Source organism: Aestuariivirga sp. (genome assembly GCF_046093005.1).
Lineage (GTDB): Bacteria > Pseudomonadota > Alphaproteobacteria > Rhizobiales > Aestuariivirgaceae > Aestuariivirga.
This window is the reverse complement of the sequence record NZ_JBJTER010000078.1, coordinates 1-14,183: the sequence shown is the minus strand read 5'-3', so window position 1 is coordinate 14,183 and position 14,183 is coordinate 1. Positions and strand designations below refer to the sequence as shown.

General features: G+C 59.8%; 19 protein-coding genes. 6 read left to right on the top strand and 13 right to left on the bottom strand.

What is annotated here, in order from left to right:
• Positions 1–39: 39 nt before the first annotated feature.
• The 3 genes from coaBC to ACKOED_RS06230 are packed head-to-tail and all read left to right on the top strand — an operon-like array spanning position 40 to position 2,527.
• The gene (gene coaBC / locus ACKOED_RS06240) at positions 40–1,263 is read left to right on the top strand and encodes a bifunctional phosphopantothenoylcysteine decarboxylase/phosphopantothenate--cysteine ligase CoaBC (protein WP_408915717.1); all 1,224 of its coding nucleotides are present in this window, start codon (positions 40–42) and stop codon (positions 1,261–1,263) included.
• Positions 1,260–1,700 (top strand): dUTP diphosphatase, encoded by a 441-nt coding sequence (gene dut, locus ACKOED_RS06235; protein WP_408915716.1) that lies wholly within the window; start codon positions 1,260–1,262, stop codon positions 1,698–1,700. The genes coaBC and dut overlap by 4 nt, the downstream gene beginning before the upstream one ends.
• Positions 1,700–2,527 (top strand): HesA/MoeB/ThiF family protein, encoded by an 828-nt coding sequence (locus tag ACKOED_RS06230; protein WP_408915715.1) that lies wholly within the window; start codon positions 1,700–1,702, stop codon positions 2,525–2,527. The genes dut and ACKOED_RS06230 overlap by 1 nt, the downstream gene beginning before the upstream one ends.
• Here the strand turns inward: ACKOED_RS06230 and fabI are convergent.
• From fabI to fabA, 3 genes are read right to left on the bottom strand one after another with little or no spacing between them, the layout of a single operon-like run.
• Complete coding sequence (gene fabI / locus ACKOED_RS06225) at positions 2,514–3,356, bottom strand: enoyl-ACP reductase FabI (protein WP_408915714.1); 843 nt, start codon at positions 3,354–3,356, stop codon at positions 2,514–2,516. The two genes, ACKOED_RS06230 and fabI, sit on opposite strands and share 14 nt — an antisense overlap.
• Entirely contained in the window at positions 3,322–4,533 is a 1,212-nt protein-coding gene (gene fabB / locus ACKOED_RS06220; RefSeq protein WP_408915713.1) for a beta-ketoacyl-ACP synthase I, read from the bottom strand. Before fabB ends, fabI begins: the two co-directional genes overlap by 35 nt.
• 13 nt (positions 4,534–4,546) lie before the next feature.
• On the bottom strand, positions 4,547–5,059 hold the full coding sequence (gene fabA, locus ACKOED_RS06215; protein ID WP_408915712.1) for a 3-hydroxyacyl-[acyl-carrier-protein] dehydratase FabA: 513 nt from the start codon (positions 5,057–5,059) through the stop codon (positions 4,547–4,549).
• A 158-nt stretch (positions 5,060–5,217) separates the two neighbouring features.
• Between fabA and irrA the strand changes: the two genes are divergently transcribed.
• Positions 5,218–5,634 carry an iron response transcriptional regulator IrrA gene (gene irrA / locus ACKOED_RS06210; protein ID WP_408915711.1) on the top strand — a complete coding sequence of 139 codons (417 nt, stop codon included), beginning with the start codon at positions 5,218–5,220 and terminating at the stop codon, positions 5,632–5,634.
• 4 nt (positions 5,635–5,638) lie between these two features.
• Here irrA and ACKOED_RS06205 read toward each other — a convergent pair whose 3' ends face one another.
• Positions 5,639–6,517: a methylated-DNA--[protein]-cysteine S-methyltransferase gene (locus ACKOED_RS06205; RefSeq protein WP_408915710.1), complete on the bottom strand. Its 879-nt coding sequence runs from the start codon at positions 6,515–6,517 to the stop codon at positions 5,639–5,641.
• Positions 6,518–6,566: 49 nt separating this feature from the next.
• A complete protein-coding gene (locus tag ACKOED_RS06200; RefSeq protein ID WP_408915709.1) occupies positions 6,567–7,088 on the bottom strand; it encodes a DUF2244 domain-containing protein in 522 nt (173 codons plus the stop codon).
• Here ACKOED_RS06200 and nth point away from each other — a divergent pair.
• Positions 7,087–7,746: an endonuclease III gene (gene nth, locus ACKOED_RS06195; RefSeq protein ID WP_408915708.1), complete on the top strand. Its 660-nt coding sequence runs from the start codon at positions 7,087–7,089 to the stop codon at positions 7,744–7,746. The two genes, ACKOED_RS06200 and nth, sit on opposite strands and share 2 nt — an antisense overlap.
• On the opposite strand, the gene ACKOED_RS06190 is transcribed toward nth, so the two are convergent.
• On the bottom strand, positions 7,718–8,380 hold the full coding sequence (locus tag ACKOED_RS06190) for an EI24 domain-containing protein (protein ID WP_408915707.1): 663 nt from the start codon (positions 8,378–8,380) through the stop codon (positions 7,718–7,720). The two genes, nth and ACKOED_RS06190, sit on opposite strands and share 29 nt — an antisense overlap.
• An 80-nt stretch (positions 8,381–8,460) precedes the next feature.
• Here ACKOED_RS06190 and ACKOED_RS06185 point away from each other — a divergent pair, with 80 nt between their 5' ends.
• Positions 8,461–9,456, top strand: coding sequence for an adenosine kinase (locus ACKOED_RS06185; protein ID WP_408915706.1), 996 nt, complete (start codon positions 8,461–8,463; stop codon positions 9,454–9,456).
• Here the strand turns inward: ACKOED_RS06185 and coaA are convergent.
• From coaA to hisB, 7 genes are read right to left on the bottom strand one after another with little or no spacing between them, the layout of a single operon-like run.
• Positions 9,451–10,401, bottom strand: a complete 951-nt coding sequence (gene coaA, locus ACKOED_RS06180) for a type I pantothenate kinase (RefSeq protein WP_408915705.1) — start codon at positions 10,399–10,401, stop codon at positions 9,451–9,453. The two genes, ACKOED_RS06185 and coaA, sit on opposite strands and share 6 nt — an antisense overlap.
• A gap of 5 nt (positions 10,402–10,406) precedes the next feature.
• The gene (locus ACKOED_RS06175) at positions 10,407–10,739 is read right to left on the bottom strand and encodes a phosphoribosyl-ATP diphosphatase (RefSeq protein ID WP_408915704.1); all 333 of its coding nucleotides are present in this window, start codon (positions 10,737–10,739) and stop codon (positions 10,407–10,409) included.
• A 9-nt stretch (positions 10,740–10,748) separates the two neighbouring features.
• Positions 10,749–11,510, bottom strand: coding sequence for an imidazole glycerol phosphate synthase subunit HisF (hisF, locus tag ACKOED_RS06170; protein ID WP_408915703.1), 762 nt, complete (start codon positions 11,508–11,510; stop codon positions 10,749–10,751).
• The gene (gene hisA, locus ACKOED_RS06165) at positions 11,504–12,241 is read right to left on the bottom strand and encodes a 1-(5-phosphoribosyl)-5-[(5-phosphoribosylamino)methylideneamino]imidazole-4-carboxamide isomerase (RefSeq protein ID WP_408915702.1); all 738 of its coding nucleotides are present in this window, start codon (positions 12,239–12,241) and stop codon (positions 11,504–11,506) included. The genes hisF and hisA overlap by 7 nt, the downstream gene beginning before the upstream one ends.
• Positions 12,238–12,888 carry an imidazole glycerol phosphate synthase subunit HisH gene (gene hisH / locus ACKOED_RS06160; protein WP_408915701.1) on the bottom strand — a complete coding sequence of 217 codons (651 nt, stop codon included), beginning with the start codon at positions 12,886–12,888 and terminating at the stop codon, positions 12,238–12,240. The genes hisA and hisH overlap by 4 nt, the downstream gene beginning before the upstream one ends.
• A gap of 9 nt (positions 12,889–12,897) precedes the next feature.
• Positions 12,898–13,341 carry a DUF2628 domain-containing protein gene (locus ACKOED_RS06155; RefSeq protein WP_408915700.1) on the bottom strand — a complete coding sequence of 148 codons (444 nt, stop codon included), beginning with the start codon at positions 13,339–13,341 and terminating at the stop codon, positions 12,898–12,900.
• Complete coding sequence (gene hisB, locus ACKOED_RS06150) at positions 13,341–13,934, bottom strand: imidazoleglycerol-phosphate dehydratase HisB (protein WP_408915725.1); 594 nt, start codon at positions 13,932–13,934, stop codon at positions 13,341–13,343. The genes ACKOED_RS06155 and hisB overlap by 1 nt, the downstream gene beginning before the upstream one ends.
• Between the last annotated feature and the right edge of the window lie 249 nt (positions 13,935–14,183).

Below are 14,183 nucleotides of genomic sequence, written 5' to 3'. Positions count from 1 at the left end.
GCTGGCAGTGCCGCTGGATTACTGGCATAATCCTTTGTCATGACATCTCTGGCTGGAAAAGCGGTTCTTCTGATCATCGGTGGCGGGATTGCCGCTTACAAGACCCATGAGCTTGTTCGCCTGCTCAAGACCCGCGGTGCGCGGGTTCGCGTCATCATGACGAGGGCGGCGGAGGAATTCGTTACCCCATTGTCGCTTGCCAGCCTCTCTGGCGAAAAGGTCTATACCGCCCTGTTCAGCCTCACCGACGAGGTGGAGATGGGCCATATCCAGCTCTCCCGGGCCGCCGATCTCCTCGTGGTGGCGCCCGCCACTGCCGACCTGATGGCCAAGATGGCCCACGGCCTGGCTGATGACCTCGCCTCGACTGCCTTGCTGGCAACCGACAAGCCGGTCCTCATTGCGCCCGCCATGAATGTACGCATGTGGCAGCATCCCGCCACCCAGCACAATGTCGAAATCCTCCGGCGGCATGGAATTGCCTTGGTGGGCCCCACCGATGGCGAAATGGCCTGCGGCGAATTTGGGCCCGGCCGCATGGCGGAACCGGGCGACATTCTCGGGGCTATCGTCACCATGCTCACGCCAAAGGCGCGGCCGCTGGCTGGCCGGCGGGTGATCATCACCGCCGGTCCAACCCGGGAGCCTATCGATCCCGTGCGGTTCATCTCCAACCATTCCTCGGGCAAGCAGGGCTATGCCATCGCAGAAGCGGCAGCCGAGCTGGGCGCCGAGACGGTATTGATCTCCGGCCCGGTGTCGCTTCCGGCGCCCTCTGGCGTGAGGGTCGTCAATGTCGAGACCGCGCGCGAAATGCTCACCGCATGCCAAGACGAGATGCCAGCCGACATCGCCATCTTCACCGCCGCGGTCGCCGACTGGCGCGTGGCAAGCGAAGCCGCCGAGAAGCTGAAGAAGACGGAAGCTGGACCGCCAAACCTCGCTCTTGCGGAAAACCCTGACATCCTCGCCACGATCGCGCACAGCGGGATGCGCCCCAGCCTCGTTGTTGGCTTTGCCGCCGAAACAGAGAAGGTCACGGAGCACGCCACGCAGAAGCTGAAGCGAAAGGGCTGTGACATCATCGTCGCGAATGACGTGAGCGAGGCGGGCGGCGTATTCGGAAGTGATCGCAACACCGTACACCTGGTAACCTCTACTGGCATTGAAAGCTGGCCGGAGATGAGCAAGCAGGATGTAGGCCGCAAACTTATGGAACGGCTGACAGAGCTGCTGACCCCGCAGCAAAAGGCGATGGAATGATCAGCGTTGCCATCAAACGCTTGCCTCATGCCGAAGACTTGCCGTTGCCTGCCTATGAAACCGCGGGGGCTGCCGGCATGGACCTTCGCGCGGCAGAGAACATGACATTGAAGCCGGGCACACGCGGCTTGATGCCGACCGGATTGTCGATTGCTTTGCCGCGAGGCTTCGAAGCGCAGGTGCGGCCACGCTCGGGGCTTGCGGTCAAGCATGGCGTCACCGTACTGAATGCTCCCGGCACCATCGATTGCGATTACCGCGGCGAGATCAAGGTGCCGCTGATCAATCATGGTGAGCAGGATTTCGTTATTGTCCGCGGTGACCGCATCGCCCAAATGGTCATCGCGCCCGTGACGCAGATTGACTGGCGTGAAACCCAGGAACTGGATGAGACCGCCCGCGGTACTGGCGGTTTTGGCTCTTCCGGACAGCGGTAATGGCGCTCTCCGCAGACGAAATCGAGCGTTATGCCCGGCACCTTGTGCTGCATGAGGTGGGAGGACCGGGCCAGAACAAGCTCAAGCAGGCGAGGGTCCTTGTGATCGGAGCAGGTGGGCTCGGCGCGCCCCTGCTCTATTATCTCGCCGCGGCTGGCGTTGGAACCATCGGGATCGTCGATCATGACAGCGTCAGCGTGTCGAACCTGCAACGCCAGATTATCCATACCACCGCACGGGTGGGCGTCGCCAAGACCTCAAGCGCAAGAGAAACCATGCAGGGGTTGAACCCGCATGTTAAGATCATCGAGCACAGCCTTCGTATCACGGCGGGGAATGCGCTCGAGATCATCTCTGACTATGATGTCGTGGCGGATGGCTGCGACAACTTCCCGACCCGTTATCTTGTCAGCGATGCCTGTTACTTCGCCGGGAAGACGCTGGTGTCTGCTGCCGTAGGCCAGTTCGACGGCCAGCTTTCAACTTTCAAGCCACATCAGACCGCGCCCGATGGCGCGCCCTGGCCCACCTACCGCTGCCTGATGGGCGAGCTGCCACCGCGCCGCCTGTTCCCGGCTTGCGAGGAAGCAGGCGTGCTCGGTGCACTGCCGGGAATTCTGGGATCGATGCAGGCCATGGAGGTCATCAAGGAGATTCTGGAAATTGGCGAGAGCCTCGCGGGCCGGCTCATCATGTATGATGCGCTGGCAAGCCGCTTTTATGAAACCAAGCTCTCCTGGAACCCCGATAATCCGCTGACTGGCCGAAATCCTGTCATCACTTCTCTGGTGGCGGGCAACTATGCCGATGCGCTCACGGCGACTTAAGATCTTCCGGGCGCGGCATGGAAATGATGTTGTAGCCTGAATCCACGTAGTGGATTTCGCCGGTCACGCCTCCTGACAAAGGTGACAAGAGATAGAGCCCCGCGCCGCCCACTTCCTCAAGCGTGATCGTGCGGCGTAGCGGTGCATGATCATGCTGGAAATTGAACATGGCACGGGCATCGCCGATGCCGGCCCCTGCCAGCGTGCGCATCGGCCCCGCCGAAATGGCATTCACCCGGATTCCCTGCGAGCCATAATCCGCCGCCAAATAGCGCACAGAGGATTCCAGCGCTGCCTTGGCCACACCCATCACGTTATAGTTCGGCATCACCCGCACAGAACCACCATAGGTCAGCGTCAGCAACGCACCGCCATTTGGCATCAATGCCGCAGCGCGCTTGGCGATCTCCGTAAAGGAGAAACACGAGATCACCATGGTGCGGATGAAGTTCTCCCGTGTGGTGTCAGCATACTTGCCCTTGAGTTCAGTCTTGTCCGAGAAGGCAATGGCATGCACCACGAAATCGATGTTGTCCCACCTGGTCTTCAGCGCGTCAAACACCGCGTTTACGGTACTGATATCCTCGACGTCGCAGGGCAGAAGGAAATCCGATCCGACCGATTCGGCCAGCGGCTTGACGCGGCGGCCAAACGCTTCGCCCTGATAGGTGAAGGCCAGCTTGGCACCGCTCTTGTGCAGTTGCTGGGCGATGCCCCACGCAATCGAATGATCATTGGCAACTCCCATGATCAGTCCGCGACGGCCCGCCATCAATGAATTTGTCATGGAGCGATCAGCCGTTGTAGCGCTGGAAAACCAGCGTCGCATTCGTGCCGCCGAAGCCGAAGCTATTCGACATCACGGTATCGATCCTGACGTCGTCGATGCGCTTGCGCACAATCGGCACATCGGCGAATTCCGGATCGATCTCCTCGATATTGGCGCTTTCGCAGATGAAATTGTTTCGCATCATCAGGATCGAATAGATCGCCTCCTGTGCTCCCACCGCCCCGAGCGAATGGCCAGTCAGCGACTTGGTGCCAGAGATTGGCGGGATGTTCTCCCCGAATACCGCCCGGATGGCCTCAATTTCCTTCTTGTCGCCAATCGGCGTCGAGGTCGCATGCGGGTTGATATAGTCGATATTGCCCACACCGCTCATTGCCTGCTTCATGCACCGGATCGCACCTTCGCCCGATGGCTGCACCATGTCATACCCATCCGAGGTTGCGCCATAACCCACGAGCTCTGCATAGATCCGCGCGCCGCGCGCCTTGGCGTGCTCAAGCTCTTCCAGCACCAAAGTTCCAGCGCCGCCGGCGATTACAAAACCGTCGCGGTTCTTGTCATAGGCGCGGGATGCTTTCGATGGCGTGTCATTGTATTTGCTCGACATGGCGCCCATCGCATCGAACAACACAGAGAGCGTCCAGTCCAGCTCCTCGCCGCCACCGGCGAACATTACATCCTGCTTTCCCCACTGGATCAGCTCGGCCGCATTGCCGATGCAATGGGCCGAAGTGGCGCATGCGGAAGAAATCGAATAGTTTACGCCGCGAATGCCGAAAGGCGTTGCCAGCGTCGCTGAATTGGTGCTGGACATGGCGGCCGGCACTGCGAAGGGTCCGACACGTTTCGGGCCCTTCTCACGGGTGGTGTCTGCGGCCTGCACGATGGTCCGGGTCGACGGACCGCCAGAGCCCATGATGATGCCGGTTCGGTCATTCTTGACATCGCCTTCCTCGAGTCCTGAATCGACGATAGCCTGCTGCATGGCGACAAAATTCCATGCGGCGCCATCTCCCATGAAGCGCCTGACGCGGCGGTCCACGGTTTCGAGATCGAAAGTGGGGGCGCCATGTACCTGGCTCCGGAAGCCAAGCTTCTCATAGCTGTCCGCCTTCACAATGCCGGATTTCGCCTCATAGAGCGAGTTCAAGACTTCCTGGACGTTGTTGCCGATACTCGACACAATGCCAAGTCCGGTAACCACAACTCGCCGCATCTTGCTTCCTTTCTCAGGCCGCGGGCTGGAACAGCCCGACTTTCATGTCGGTGACCTGGTAGACGGTTTCGCCATCCGCACGCATGACTCCATTGGAGACCGCCATCTTGAGCCGGCGAAGGATGAGACGGGTAATCTCGACTTCGTAAGTCACGCGCTTGACGACGGGGGTGACCATGCCGCTGAGCTTCACTTCGCCGACACCGAGCGCTCTTCCGCGGCCCGGTTCCCCCAGCCAGCCCAGGAAGAAGCCGGTCATCTGCCACAGCGCATCAAGGCCGAGGCAACCTGGCATCACCGGGTCACCCTTGAAATGACAGCCGAAGAACCAGAGATCAGGCCTGATATCGAACTCGGCCACCACCTTGCCGAGCCCGGCTGCCCCGCCTTCCTTGGAGATTTCGGTGATCCGGTCGAACATCAACATGGGCGGAAGCGGCAACTGGGCGTTTCCGGGCCCGAAAAGCTCACCCCGCCCGCAGGCCAGAAGATCGTCATAGCCGTAACTTGATCTTGGTTCGCTCATTCTGCCTCAAGCTTCGCACCGCGTCCGGCCAGACCGGAATTTTGCCTTTCCTATCACAGGGAAATAGCTGGTCCAAGTGCGCATTCCAGCACCCCAAGCCGCCCTCATGGAGCCAATATTGCGTTGCAAAAGCTATTTCGCGTATAAGAGATTTTGAGATGAGTGTTCAGAAGTCAGAACTGACTGAGCGGCTGCGGCTCGCCGGTCTGCGCCCGACCAGGCAAAGGCTTGCGCTGGCCGCGATTCTGTTCGGTGCGGGAGACCGGCATGTCAGCGCCGAATCCCTGCATCAGGAGGCCCACACCGCCGGGATCGGCGTGTCGCTGGCCACCGTCTACAACACGCTCAATCAATTCAAGGCCGCAGGCCTGCTGCGTGAGGTGGCTTTCGAAGGACACCGGACGTTTTTCGACACCAACACCTCGAACCATTTCCACTATTTCCTCGAGGACAGCGGCTTGCTGGTGGATATCGGAACCAGCGATATTGAACTCAAAGGCCTTCCGCCGCTTCCGCCAGCAACCGAGATCGACAGGGTCGACATCATCGTCCGGCTTCGAAAGACTTCAAGATAGCACTTTACGTTCCGCCGGTTTGACCCGACACCAGCCCGGCTTCCCAGCCCAAAATTGCCTGTTTGCGGGTCAGGCCCCAGTGATAGCCGCAAAGACCGCCGGACTTGCCGAGCACCCGGTGGCATGGCACCACGAATGAAATCGGGTTCCGTCCCACCGCTGTTCCAACAGCCCGGCTGGCCCGGGGATTGCCGAGATGGGTCGCGATGTCGGAATATGTCGTTGCCTGTCCGATTGGGACTTTGAGAAGGGTCTGCCATACCTGCGTTTCAAAGGCGGTACCAATAAACACGATCCGCAACGGCTGGTCCGTTTTCCAGAGCCCTGGATCGAAAATTCTGGCCACCCCCTCCCCCGTTGCCTCACGGTCCTCCACGAAATCAGCTTCCGGCCAGCGGCTCGTCATATCCGTGAAGCAGGAGGGTTCATCGCCAGGATCGGCAAAGGCGAGGCCACAGATACCCTGTTCCGTCATCATCAGCAGAACCCGGCCGAACGGACAGTCATGGAATCCATGACGGATCACCAAACCCTTGCCTTTGGCCTTATAGGCGCCGGGACTCATGCCCTCCAGACTGACGAACAAATCATGCAGGCGTCCGGGCCCGGAGAGCCCCACCTCATGGGCAGCATCCAGAACGCTCGCCGAGTCGCGCAACAGCCGCCGCGCATGATCGATGGTGATTGCCTGCAGAAAGGCTTTCGGACTCAAGCCCGCCCACCGCATGAACAGCCGTTGCAGATGAGCGGGGCTTAAGCCATTCCGCCGTGCAAGAGTCTCAAGCGAAGGTTGTTCCTGCCAATGCTCACGCAGGTAGGTCAGATTCTGGCGCACCAGTTCATAGTCGCGCGCCGCCTGGCTGAAGGACATCGTTTCGTTCATAAAGCCAATCTACCGGCCAAGGACCCCGACGCCCACCCGAAAGCTGATGTCAGATACGCGGGATGGCCAGTGCCGACCGCAGGGCGGCGGCAAGCGCCTTGCGTTCCTCGGGAGCCAGGAAATCACCCACGGCTATGCGGATCTGGCCGGACACCAGCGTCAGGCGGCCGATCAACTCACGTTCGCTGTCTTCTTCAAGCTCGACCCGCACCCACCGGCGCACAAAACGCTGCTGTTGCGGCGGCTGATTTTTCCGAAGACGGTCGAAGACCAGTTCATGCTCGGTGATGCTGATTTGCTCGACCTGACGAGCATCGGCGAAATTCGCCCTGAAAGCCCACCATACCAACAGCACGTCGAGCCCGGCAAAAGCCGCCACCGGCCATGCACCCACCACCATGAACAAGCCGCCAACCACCAGATTGATCAGAATCACGATACCCATGATCAACAGGAAGCCAGACTGCGTCAGGCTGCGGTGCGGCGTCAGCGTTGCCTGCCAGGCTTTGGTCTTGCTTGCGTCCACGGTCCGCTCTACCCCTTTCAGCGGTTGAGGGAACACGCAATTCATGGCCAAATCAACCCGTTTGAAGCCGGAGGAGGTGGCTGAGATGTTTCGCCGCTTCGAGGCCGCCAACCCGGAGCCGAAGGGCGAGCTCCATTATGCCAACCCCTATACCTTGCTCGTGGCCGTCGTGCTTTCCGCCCAGGCTACGGACGAAAGCGTCAACCGGGCAACCCAGCCGCTGTTCAGGATCGCCGATACCCCGGCCAAGATGCTGAAGCTGGGCGAGGACAAGGTGCGGGACGCGATCAAGACCATCGGCCTCTACCGCAACAAAGCCAAGAATGTGATCCTGCTGTCACGGCAGCTGATTGATAAGCATGGCGGGGAGGTTCCCGATGACCGCGATGCGCTGGAGGCCCTTCCGGGCGTTGGCCGCAAGACTGCGAACGTGGTACTCAACACGGCGTTCGGACATCCCACCATCGCGGTTGACACGCATCTGTTCCGTCTGGGCAACCGGACCGGCCTGGCGCCTGGCAAAACGCCCGCCGAGGTAGAAGCCAAGCTATTGAAAACAGTGCCAAAAACCTATGCTCCACAGGCCCACCATTGGCTGATCCTTCACGGCCGCTATGTCTGCAAGGCGCGCAAACCAGAATGCTGGCGCTGCCCTATCTCCGACCTCTGCCGTTTCAAGCCGAAGACGCCCGCACCGATTTGAAAAGATGGGTGAAATACGACGTTGCGAACAGCGGCACGGCCAGATTCACCCCTGGTATCAGCGATAGCGCGGCGGGTATCAGGCCCGCAAAAAAGATCGCAGGGCCGTTCTGCTTGCGCATCTCCCGCGCGTCGTCAGGTGGCATATGGCGCATGGCCACCATTTCAAAATACTCCCGGCCGATCAGATAGGCGTTGGCCGCCACCAGGGCGATGGCGCCAATACCGAGGAAGACCACCGGCAACACGGCGAGGTTCACGGCCAGAACCACCACGAAGAACTTGAGGGCGAACAGTATGGATTTGGCCAAGGGCGGCGCCGTGCCGGGAGGATCCCTGGGGTAATGCTGCTGCTCCACCAATTCAGCGATCCGGTCGAGGAAAAGCCCGGCGAAGGCCGCCGTGACCGGGCCCATCAGGAAGAAGAAGCCCACAAGAAGCGCCACGCCGAGCCCAACGCCAAGCAGTTCATCCGCCCATGGCCAGGAGAAATTGGTCAGCGTTACAAGAATGAACTGGGCCATGATCATCACTGCGACGAACAGGGCGAGGGTGAGCCCCAGCGCCTTGAACAAGATGCCACGGAATTGCGGCGAGAACAGATCGCCAACAGCCTGTACCAGTGCTTTAACCATGACGTCCCACCTAGCCAGCGAGGCTTGCCAGGGCAAGCGCTGTTCGCTAGGCCCAAATCTCAGCCTATCTGGAGATATTCATGGCGAATTCCAAGTTTGACGTGCTGTGTATCGGCAATGCCATCGTTGACGTTATCGCGCGTGTTGAGGAAGAGTTCGTCAGTCGCCAAGGGCTGGTAAAGGGGTCGATGAACCTGATCGACGAGGCCCGCGCCGCTGAACTCTACGCCGCCATGGGCCGTGCCACTGAGGTTTCAGGCGGTTCCGCCGCAAACACCGCAGCTGGCGTCGCCTCGTTGGGCGGCAGGGCCGCCTATTTCGGGAAGGTCAAGGCCGACCAGCTGGGCGCTATTTTCCAGCATGATCTCAGATCGCAGGGCGTATTCTTCGAAACGCCACCCGCCCACGCAGGACCCGCCACAGCCCAATCCTTCATTCTGGTCACGCCCGACAGCGAACGGACGATGAATACCTATCTCGGTGCCTGCGTGAACTTCAGCATCCATGACGTTGACAAGCATGTGGTGGAGGCTTCGGAGGTCACATACATGGAAGGCTATCTGTGGGACAGGCCGGAGGCCAAGGAAGCCTTCCGGCTGGCAGCACAGGTTGCACGCCAGGCGGGCCGCAAGACCGCGATCACGCTTTCAGACTCGTTTTGCGTGGAACGTCACCGCGACAGTTTTCTCGATCTGATCCGCAACGACATCGATATCGTCTTTGCCAATGAAGCGGAGATCGGTTCGCTCTATCAGACATCCGATTTCGACAGCGCGATGCGAGCCGTCGCCATGGACTGCCCCGTGGCGGTATTAACTCGCTCCGAAAAAGGTTGTGTTGTCGTTGCAGAGGGCCATCTCCAAGAGGTGCCAGCGCATCCCGTGGCACGGGTGTCCGACGTGACGGGTGCTGGGGATCTGTTCGCAGCCGGCTTCCTCCATGGCCTTACCAATGGCAAGCCACTCTATGGTTGCGCGCGGCTAGGTTCGCTCGCAGCGGCGGAAATCATATCCCATGTTGGCGCGCGGCCAGAGGTCGATCTTCGCGAGCTCGCTGAGGCAAACGGGCTTCTATAGTTTCCTCAGGAACACGCTGCGGATGAAGTGATCAGCGCCCTTGCGCAAGACGAGATCGGCGCGCGGCCGGGTGGGCAGGATGTTTTCCCGCAGATTCACGAGATTGATCGTCTCCCAGATGCGGGAAGCCGTCTCGTGCGTCTCCCGGTCCGAAAGCGTCGCATAGCGATGGAAATAAGATTTGGGATTACGGAACGCGCTGTCACGGAGCGTGAGAAACCGCTCGATATACCATCGCCGCAGGTCGTCAATGTCAGCATCGATGTAGATCGAGAAGTCGAAGAAGTCGGATGCGTTGGGAATGCCCCGGCCATCGCGTGGCGGACGGCCTGTCTGCAGAACATTGACACCCTCAACGATCAGGATGTCAGGCTGGTCGATCACGATGCGGTCGTCCTTGAGCACGTCATACGTCAGATGCGAATAGAGTGGTGCCGAAACATCGCGTCTGCCCGCCTTGATGTCCGAGAGAAACCGCAGGATGGCGGGAAGGTCATAACTTTCGGGAAATCCCTTGCGGGTCATCAGACCCTCGCGCTCAAGGATGGCATTGGGCAGCAGGAAGCCGTCGGTAGTGACGAGATCGACTTTCGGGTGCTTGGGCCAGCGCGCCAACAGCCGTTGAAGGATGCGCGCCGTGGTGCTCTTGCCTACAGCCACGCTGCCCGCCATGCCAATCACATATGGTACTTTACGCTCGGTAATGTGCAGGAAATTGTTTGTGGCCCGGAACAGGCCCTGGGTTGCCGCGACATAGAGATTGAGCAACCGTGACAGCGGCAAGTAAATCGCTTCCACTTCAGCCAGGTCGATACGGTCATTGAGACCGCGCAACTCGTCCAGGTCCTGTTGCGTGAGCGTCATCGGCGTATCGGCGCGGAGTGCGGCCCATTCCTCACGCGAGAACCGCCTGAACGGCGAGACCTCCTTGACCAGTTCTTCCATTGCTCTCAGCCTTCGCGCCGCGCTGCTTTTTCGGCAAGCCCGCCAATGCCCTGGCGCCGTTCGAGTTCCGCCATGACATCCACCAGAGGAACCTGTGCTGCTTCAAGCAGAACCAGCAGATGATAGAGGAGATCGGCGGACTCGGCCGCGATATTGGGCTTATTGCCCGCAACTGCGGCGAGGGCGGTTTCCACAGCTTCCTCACCCAGTTTCTTCGCGCATTTTTCAACGCCTTGCGAGATCAGCCTGGCGGTGTAGGACTTTTCAGGAGACGCCGCCTTCCTGGCCCCGATCTCCGTGGCGAGCGCACTGAGCACATCAAGCCTGTATTCACTCATGGTTTGCTCCTAGCACAGGCGCATGGGAATGCCATTGGCCGACAGATGCCGTTTGGCTTCGGCGATAGAATAGGTTCCGAAATGGAAGATCGAGGCGGCAAGCACGGCTGCCGCATGGCCGTCGCGTATGCCTCCGACGAGGTGATCGAGCGTCCCGGCGCCGCCGGAAGCAATGACCGGAACGGAAACCGCATCGGCCACCGCCCGGGTCAACTCGATATCAAAACCTTTGCCCGTTCCGTCACGATCCATGGAGGTCAATAGCAGCTCTCCAGCGCCCAGAGAAACCACTTCCGAAGCATAGCCAACGGCATCGATCCCCGTAGGCTTGCGGCCACCATGGGTGAAGATTTCCCATCTACCGGGGCCTGTCTGTTTGGCATCAATGGCAACGACCACACATTGTGATCCAAACTTCTCGGCGGCGAGCCTGATAAAGCCACGGTTCGCCACAGCCGCCGAGTTGACGGACACCTTGTCGGCGCCCGCCAGCAGCAGCTGCCGGATGTCCTCCAGTGTGCGAACACCGCCGCCAACCGTGAGCGGCATGAAACAGGCTTCGGCCGTGCGCTGGACCACATCCAGAATGATGCCCCGGTTCTCATGCGTGGCGGTGATGTCGAGAAAGCACAACTCATCGGCGCCAGCCTGGTCATAGGCCTTGGCGCTCTCGACGGGGTCACCCGCATCACGCAGATTGACGAAATTGACACCCTTCACCACGCGTCCATCCTTCACGTCGAGACAGGGAATGAGCCGCGCCTTCAACATGGCCGGACCTCACGCATCAGGCGCAGGGCTTTGGTCACATCGATCCGCCCATCATAGAGTGCCCGTCCAGTGATGGCGCCTTCAAGGAGACGGCAATCGGGCTCACACAGGCGGCGAATATCGTCCATCGACGCCAATCCGCCACTCGCAATCACGGGGATTGGAACTGCCCTTGCGAGGTCGAGCGTCGATTCGATATTGAGGCCCTTCAGAATGCCATCCCGGTCGATATCAGTGAAAATGATGGCAGAGACACCAGCATCAGCGAAATGCTTGGCAAGCTCGATCGCCGTCAGTTCCGAGGTCTCCGCCCAGCCCTCCACCGCCACCCGTCCGGCCCTGGCGTCGATACCCACGGCGATCCGCCCAGGAAACAGCTTGCAGGCCTCCCGCACCAGAACGGGCTGGCGCAGCGCCAGCGTGCCGAGAATGACCCGCCTGATGCCCTTCATGAGCCAAGCCTCGATCTGAGCGAGATCTCGGATGCCACCGCCCAGTTGAACCGGAAGCCGCGTCGCATCCAGAATTGCCTCAACCGCCCGCCCATTCACCGGCGATCCGGCAAAAGCACCATTTAGATCAACAAGATGCAGCCATTCAAAGCCCTGGGCCTCGAATGCCCTGGCCTGCCCGGCGGGGTCACTGTTGTAGACGGTGGCCTCACGCATGTCGCCAAGCTTCAGGCGTACGCACTGGCCGTCCTTCAGGTCGATGGCGGGAAACAGGATCATGGCCGCCAGCTGAGAAAATTCGCCAGAACCCGCAATCCGAGCGTCTGGCTCTTTTCGGGGTGAAACTGGGTGCCAGCGAGATTGTCACGCCCGACCATCGCGGCAAACGTCATGCCATGATCAGCCGTTGCCAAGACATCGGCCTGATCCTGCGCATCGAAATGATAGGAGTGCACGAAATAGGCGTGAAGCCCTTGTTCGCCCAATGGAATATCCGCCAACAGCGGATGCGGCTTGCGTGGCGTGAGCGTGTTCCAGCCCATGTGAGGGATCTTGAAGGTTGTGTCACGCGGCACGACGCGTTTCACGTCGCCCGCTATCCAGCCGAAGCCTTCGGTGACCTCATGCTCAAGCCCGCGAGACGCCATGAGCTGCATGCCAACACAGATGCCGAGAAACGGTTTGCCTCTCCGGATGACCTGTTCCTGCACACAATCCCATAGTCCCGGCACAGCCATCAGGCCGTCATGGCAGTCCTTGAAGGCGCCAACGCCAGGAAGCACGATCCGCTCGGCGCGGCGCAACAATTCCGGATCGGCGGTGACGGCAACCGGCATCGTATGGCCGCTGTCACGGGCCGCCCGTTCAACAGCCTTAGCGGCGGAATGCAGGTTGCCCGAACCATAATCGACAATAGCAACGCTCATCAGCGGCGCTCACACATTGCCGAAAATGCCAAGCGTATCTGTTGGCTCAGCGCGCAGCCGCGCAGGGCCAGGTTTGCGATCTTGCTCCGGCGACCGTAGCCCAGAGAAATAAGCCAATTCCGCAGCCTCACGGCTACCCGCGGCAATCAACGCCACATGGCGATAGCCAGCGCGTTCGAGCGAAAACATGCGAAGCTGTTGCGCTTCAAAGCCCAGGAGAATCCCCAGCCCAAACTGAATTACCGACACGGCGGCAGGGTCGACAAGTCTGAGGCTCAGCGCCACCGAAAGGCCTGCAAATACCATAAACACCAGCGCTGCAACGACCCAGAGCCGATGCCACAAGGCCCACAACAGCGTGAAGAAGAAGGCAGCCCACGAGAAACCTTCGGGAATGAAGACATTCTCATCCAGCTTGCCGTGGGGCGGCTCAAAAACGGCGTAGACAGCCATCAGCCCGCCAGCGATCCCTTGGTTGAGGGAATCTTGTTCTTCTGCCGCGGATCGATTTCCACTGCCTCGCGCAACGCCCGCGCCAGCGCCTTGAAACAGGATTCTGCAACATGGTGATTGCTGTCGGCATAAAGGGTCTCGATGTGCAACGTCACGCCGGCATTCATCGCAAATGCCTGAAACCACTCACGCACCAGTTCCGCATCAAAGTCGCCAATCTTGGGCGCGGTGAACGCCACCTTCCAAAAAAGGAAAGGACGGCCCGATACATCGATCGCCGCCCGGGTAAGTGTGCCGTCCATCGGCAGATACAGGCTTGCATATCGGCGGATCCCCTTGCGGTCACCCAGAGCCTCGGCCACTGCCTTGCCAATGACGATCCCGGAATCCTCCACGGTATGGTGAGCGTCGATGTGAAGGTCGCCATCGGCTCTCAACGAGAGATCAATCAGCGAATGGCGCGCCAGCTGTTCCAGCATGTGGTCAAGGAAGCCAACGCCGGTCCTGACGTCATAGTCACCCTCGCCATCGATTTTGATGGTGGCGGAAATCTGGGTTTCCGTGGTTTTCCGGTTGATTGTGGCTTTGCGCATGTCGCGGATTTCCAATGACGACTGTGGGCTCTTAGCAGATGCAAAAGGAAATCGCCAAGCCTGGCTTTTCTTTGTGTCCATGACCCCCTACATAAGCCACGCTGAAGATTAGAGCATTTTTCTTTTAGACGTCACCATATCCTGCGGCTCTGAAGTAGTTTGAGCATTCTTGTGGTTGGAAGTCCTGAAGTATGATCCCGATTCTTTGGCAGGTCGCTTCGATGGTTCTTTCCTTGGCTTTTCTCAGCA

Bases quoted from the DNA above. Each gene is read 5' to 3' on its own strand.
- coaBC (WP_408915717.1), top strand. From the start codon at position 40: ATGACATCTCTGGCTGGAAAAGCGGTTCTTCTGATCATCGGTGGCGGG.
- dut (WP_408915716.1), top strand. From the start codon at position 1,260: ATGATCAGCGTTGCCATCAAACGCTTGCCTCATGCCGAAGACTTGCCG.
- ACKOED_RS06230 (WP_408915715.1), top strand. From the start codon at position 1,700: ATGGCGCTCTCCGCAGACGAAATCGAGCGTTATGCCCGGCACCTTGTG.
- fabI (WP_408915714.1), bottom strand. From the start codon at position 3,356: ATGCGACGCTGGTTTTCCAGCGCTACAACGGCTGATCGCTCCATGACA.
- fabB (WP_408915713.1), bottom strand. From the start codon at position 4,533: ATGCGGCGAGTTGTGGTTACCGGACTTGGCATTGTGTCGAGTATCGGC.
- fabA (WP_408915712.1), bottom strand. From the start codon at position 5,059: ATGAGCGAACCAAGATCAAGTTACGGCTATGACGATCTTCTGGCCTGC.
- irrA (WP_408915711.1), top strand. From the start codon at position 5,218: ATGAGTGTTCAGAAGTCAGAACTGACTGAGCGGCTGCGGCTCGCCGGT.
- ACKOED_RS06205 (WP_408915710.1), bottom strand. From the start codon at position 6,517: ATGAACGAAACGATGTCCTTCAGCCAGGCGGCGCGCGACTATGAACTG.
- nth (WP_408915708.1), top strand. From the start codon at position 7,087: ATGGCCAAATCAACCCGTTTGAAGCCGGAGGAGGTGGCTGAGATGTTT.
- ACKOED_RS06200 (WP_408915709.1), bottom strand. From the start codon at position 7,088: ATGAATTGCGTGTTCCCTCAACCGCTGAAAGGGGTAGAGCGGACCGTG.
- ACKOED_RS06190 (WP_408915707.1), bottom strand. From the start codon at position 8,380: ATGGTTAAAGCACTGGTACAGGCTGTTGGCGATCTGTTCTCGCCGCAA.
- ACKOED_RS06185 (WP_408915706.1), top strand. From the start codon at position 8,461: ATGGCGAATTCCAAGTTTGACGTGCTGTGTATCGGCAATGCCATCGTT.
- coaA (WP_408915705.1), bottom strand. From the start codon at position 10,401: ATGGAAGAACTGGTCAAGGAGGTCTCGCCGTTCAGGCGGTTCTCGCGT.
- ACKOED_RS06175 (WP_408915704.1), bottom strand. From the start codon at position 10,739: ATGAGTGAATACAGGCTTGATGTGCTCAGTGCGCTCGCCACGGAGATC.
- hisF (WP_408915703.1), bottom strand. From the start codon at position 11,510: ATGTTGAAGGCGCGGCTCATTCCCTGTCTCGACGTGAAGGATGGACGC.
- hisA (WP_408915702.1), bottom strand. From the start codon at position 12,241: ATGATCCTGTTTCCCGCCATCGACCTGAAGGACGGCCAGTGCGTACGC.
- hisH (WP_408915701.1), bottom strand. From the start codon at position 12,888: ATGAGCGTTGCTATTGTCGATTATGGTTCGGGCAACCTGCATTCCGCC.
- ACKOED_RS06155 (WP_408915700.1), bottom strand. From the start codon at position 13,341: ATGGCTGTCTACGCCGTTTTTGAGCCGCCCCACGGCAAGCTGGATGAG.
- hisB (WP_408915725.1), bottom strand. From the start codon at position 13,934: ATGCGCAAAGCCACAATCAACCGGAAAACCACGGAAACCCAGATTTCC.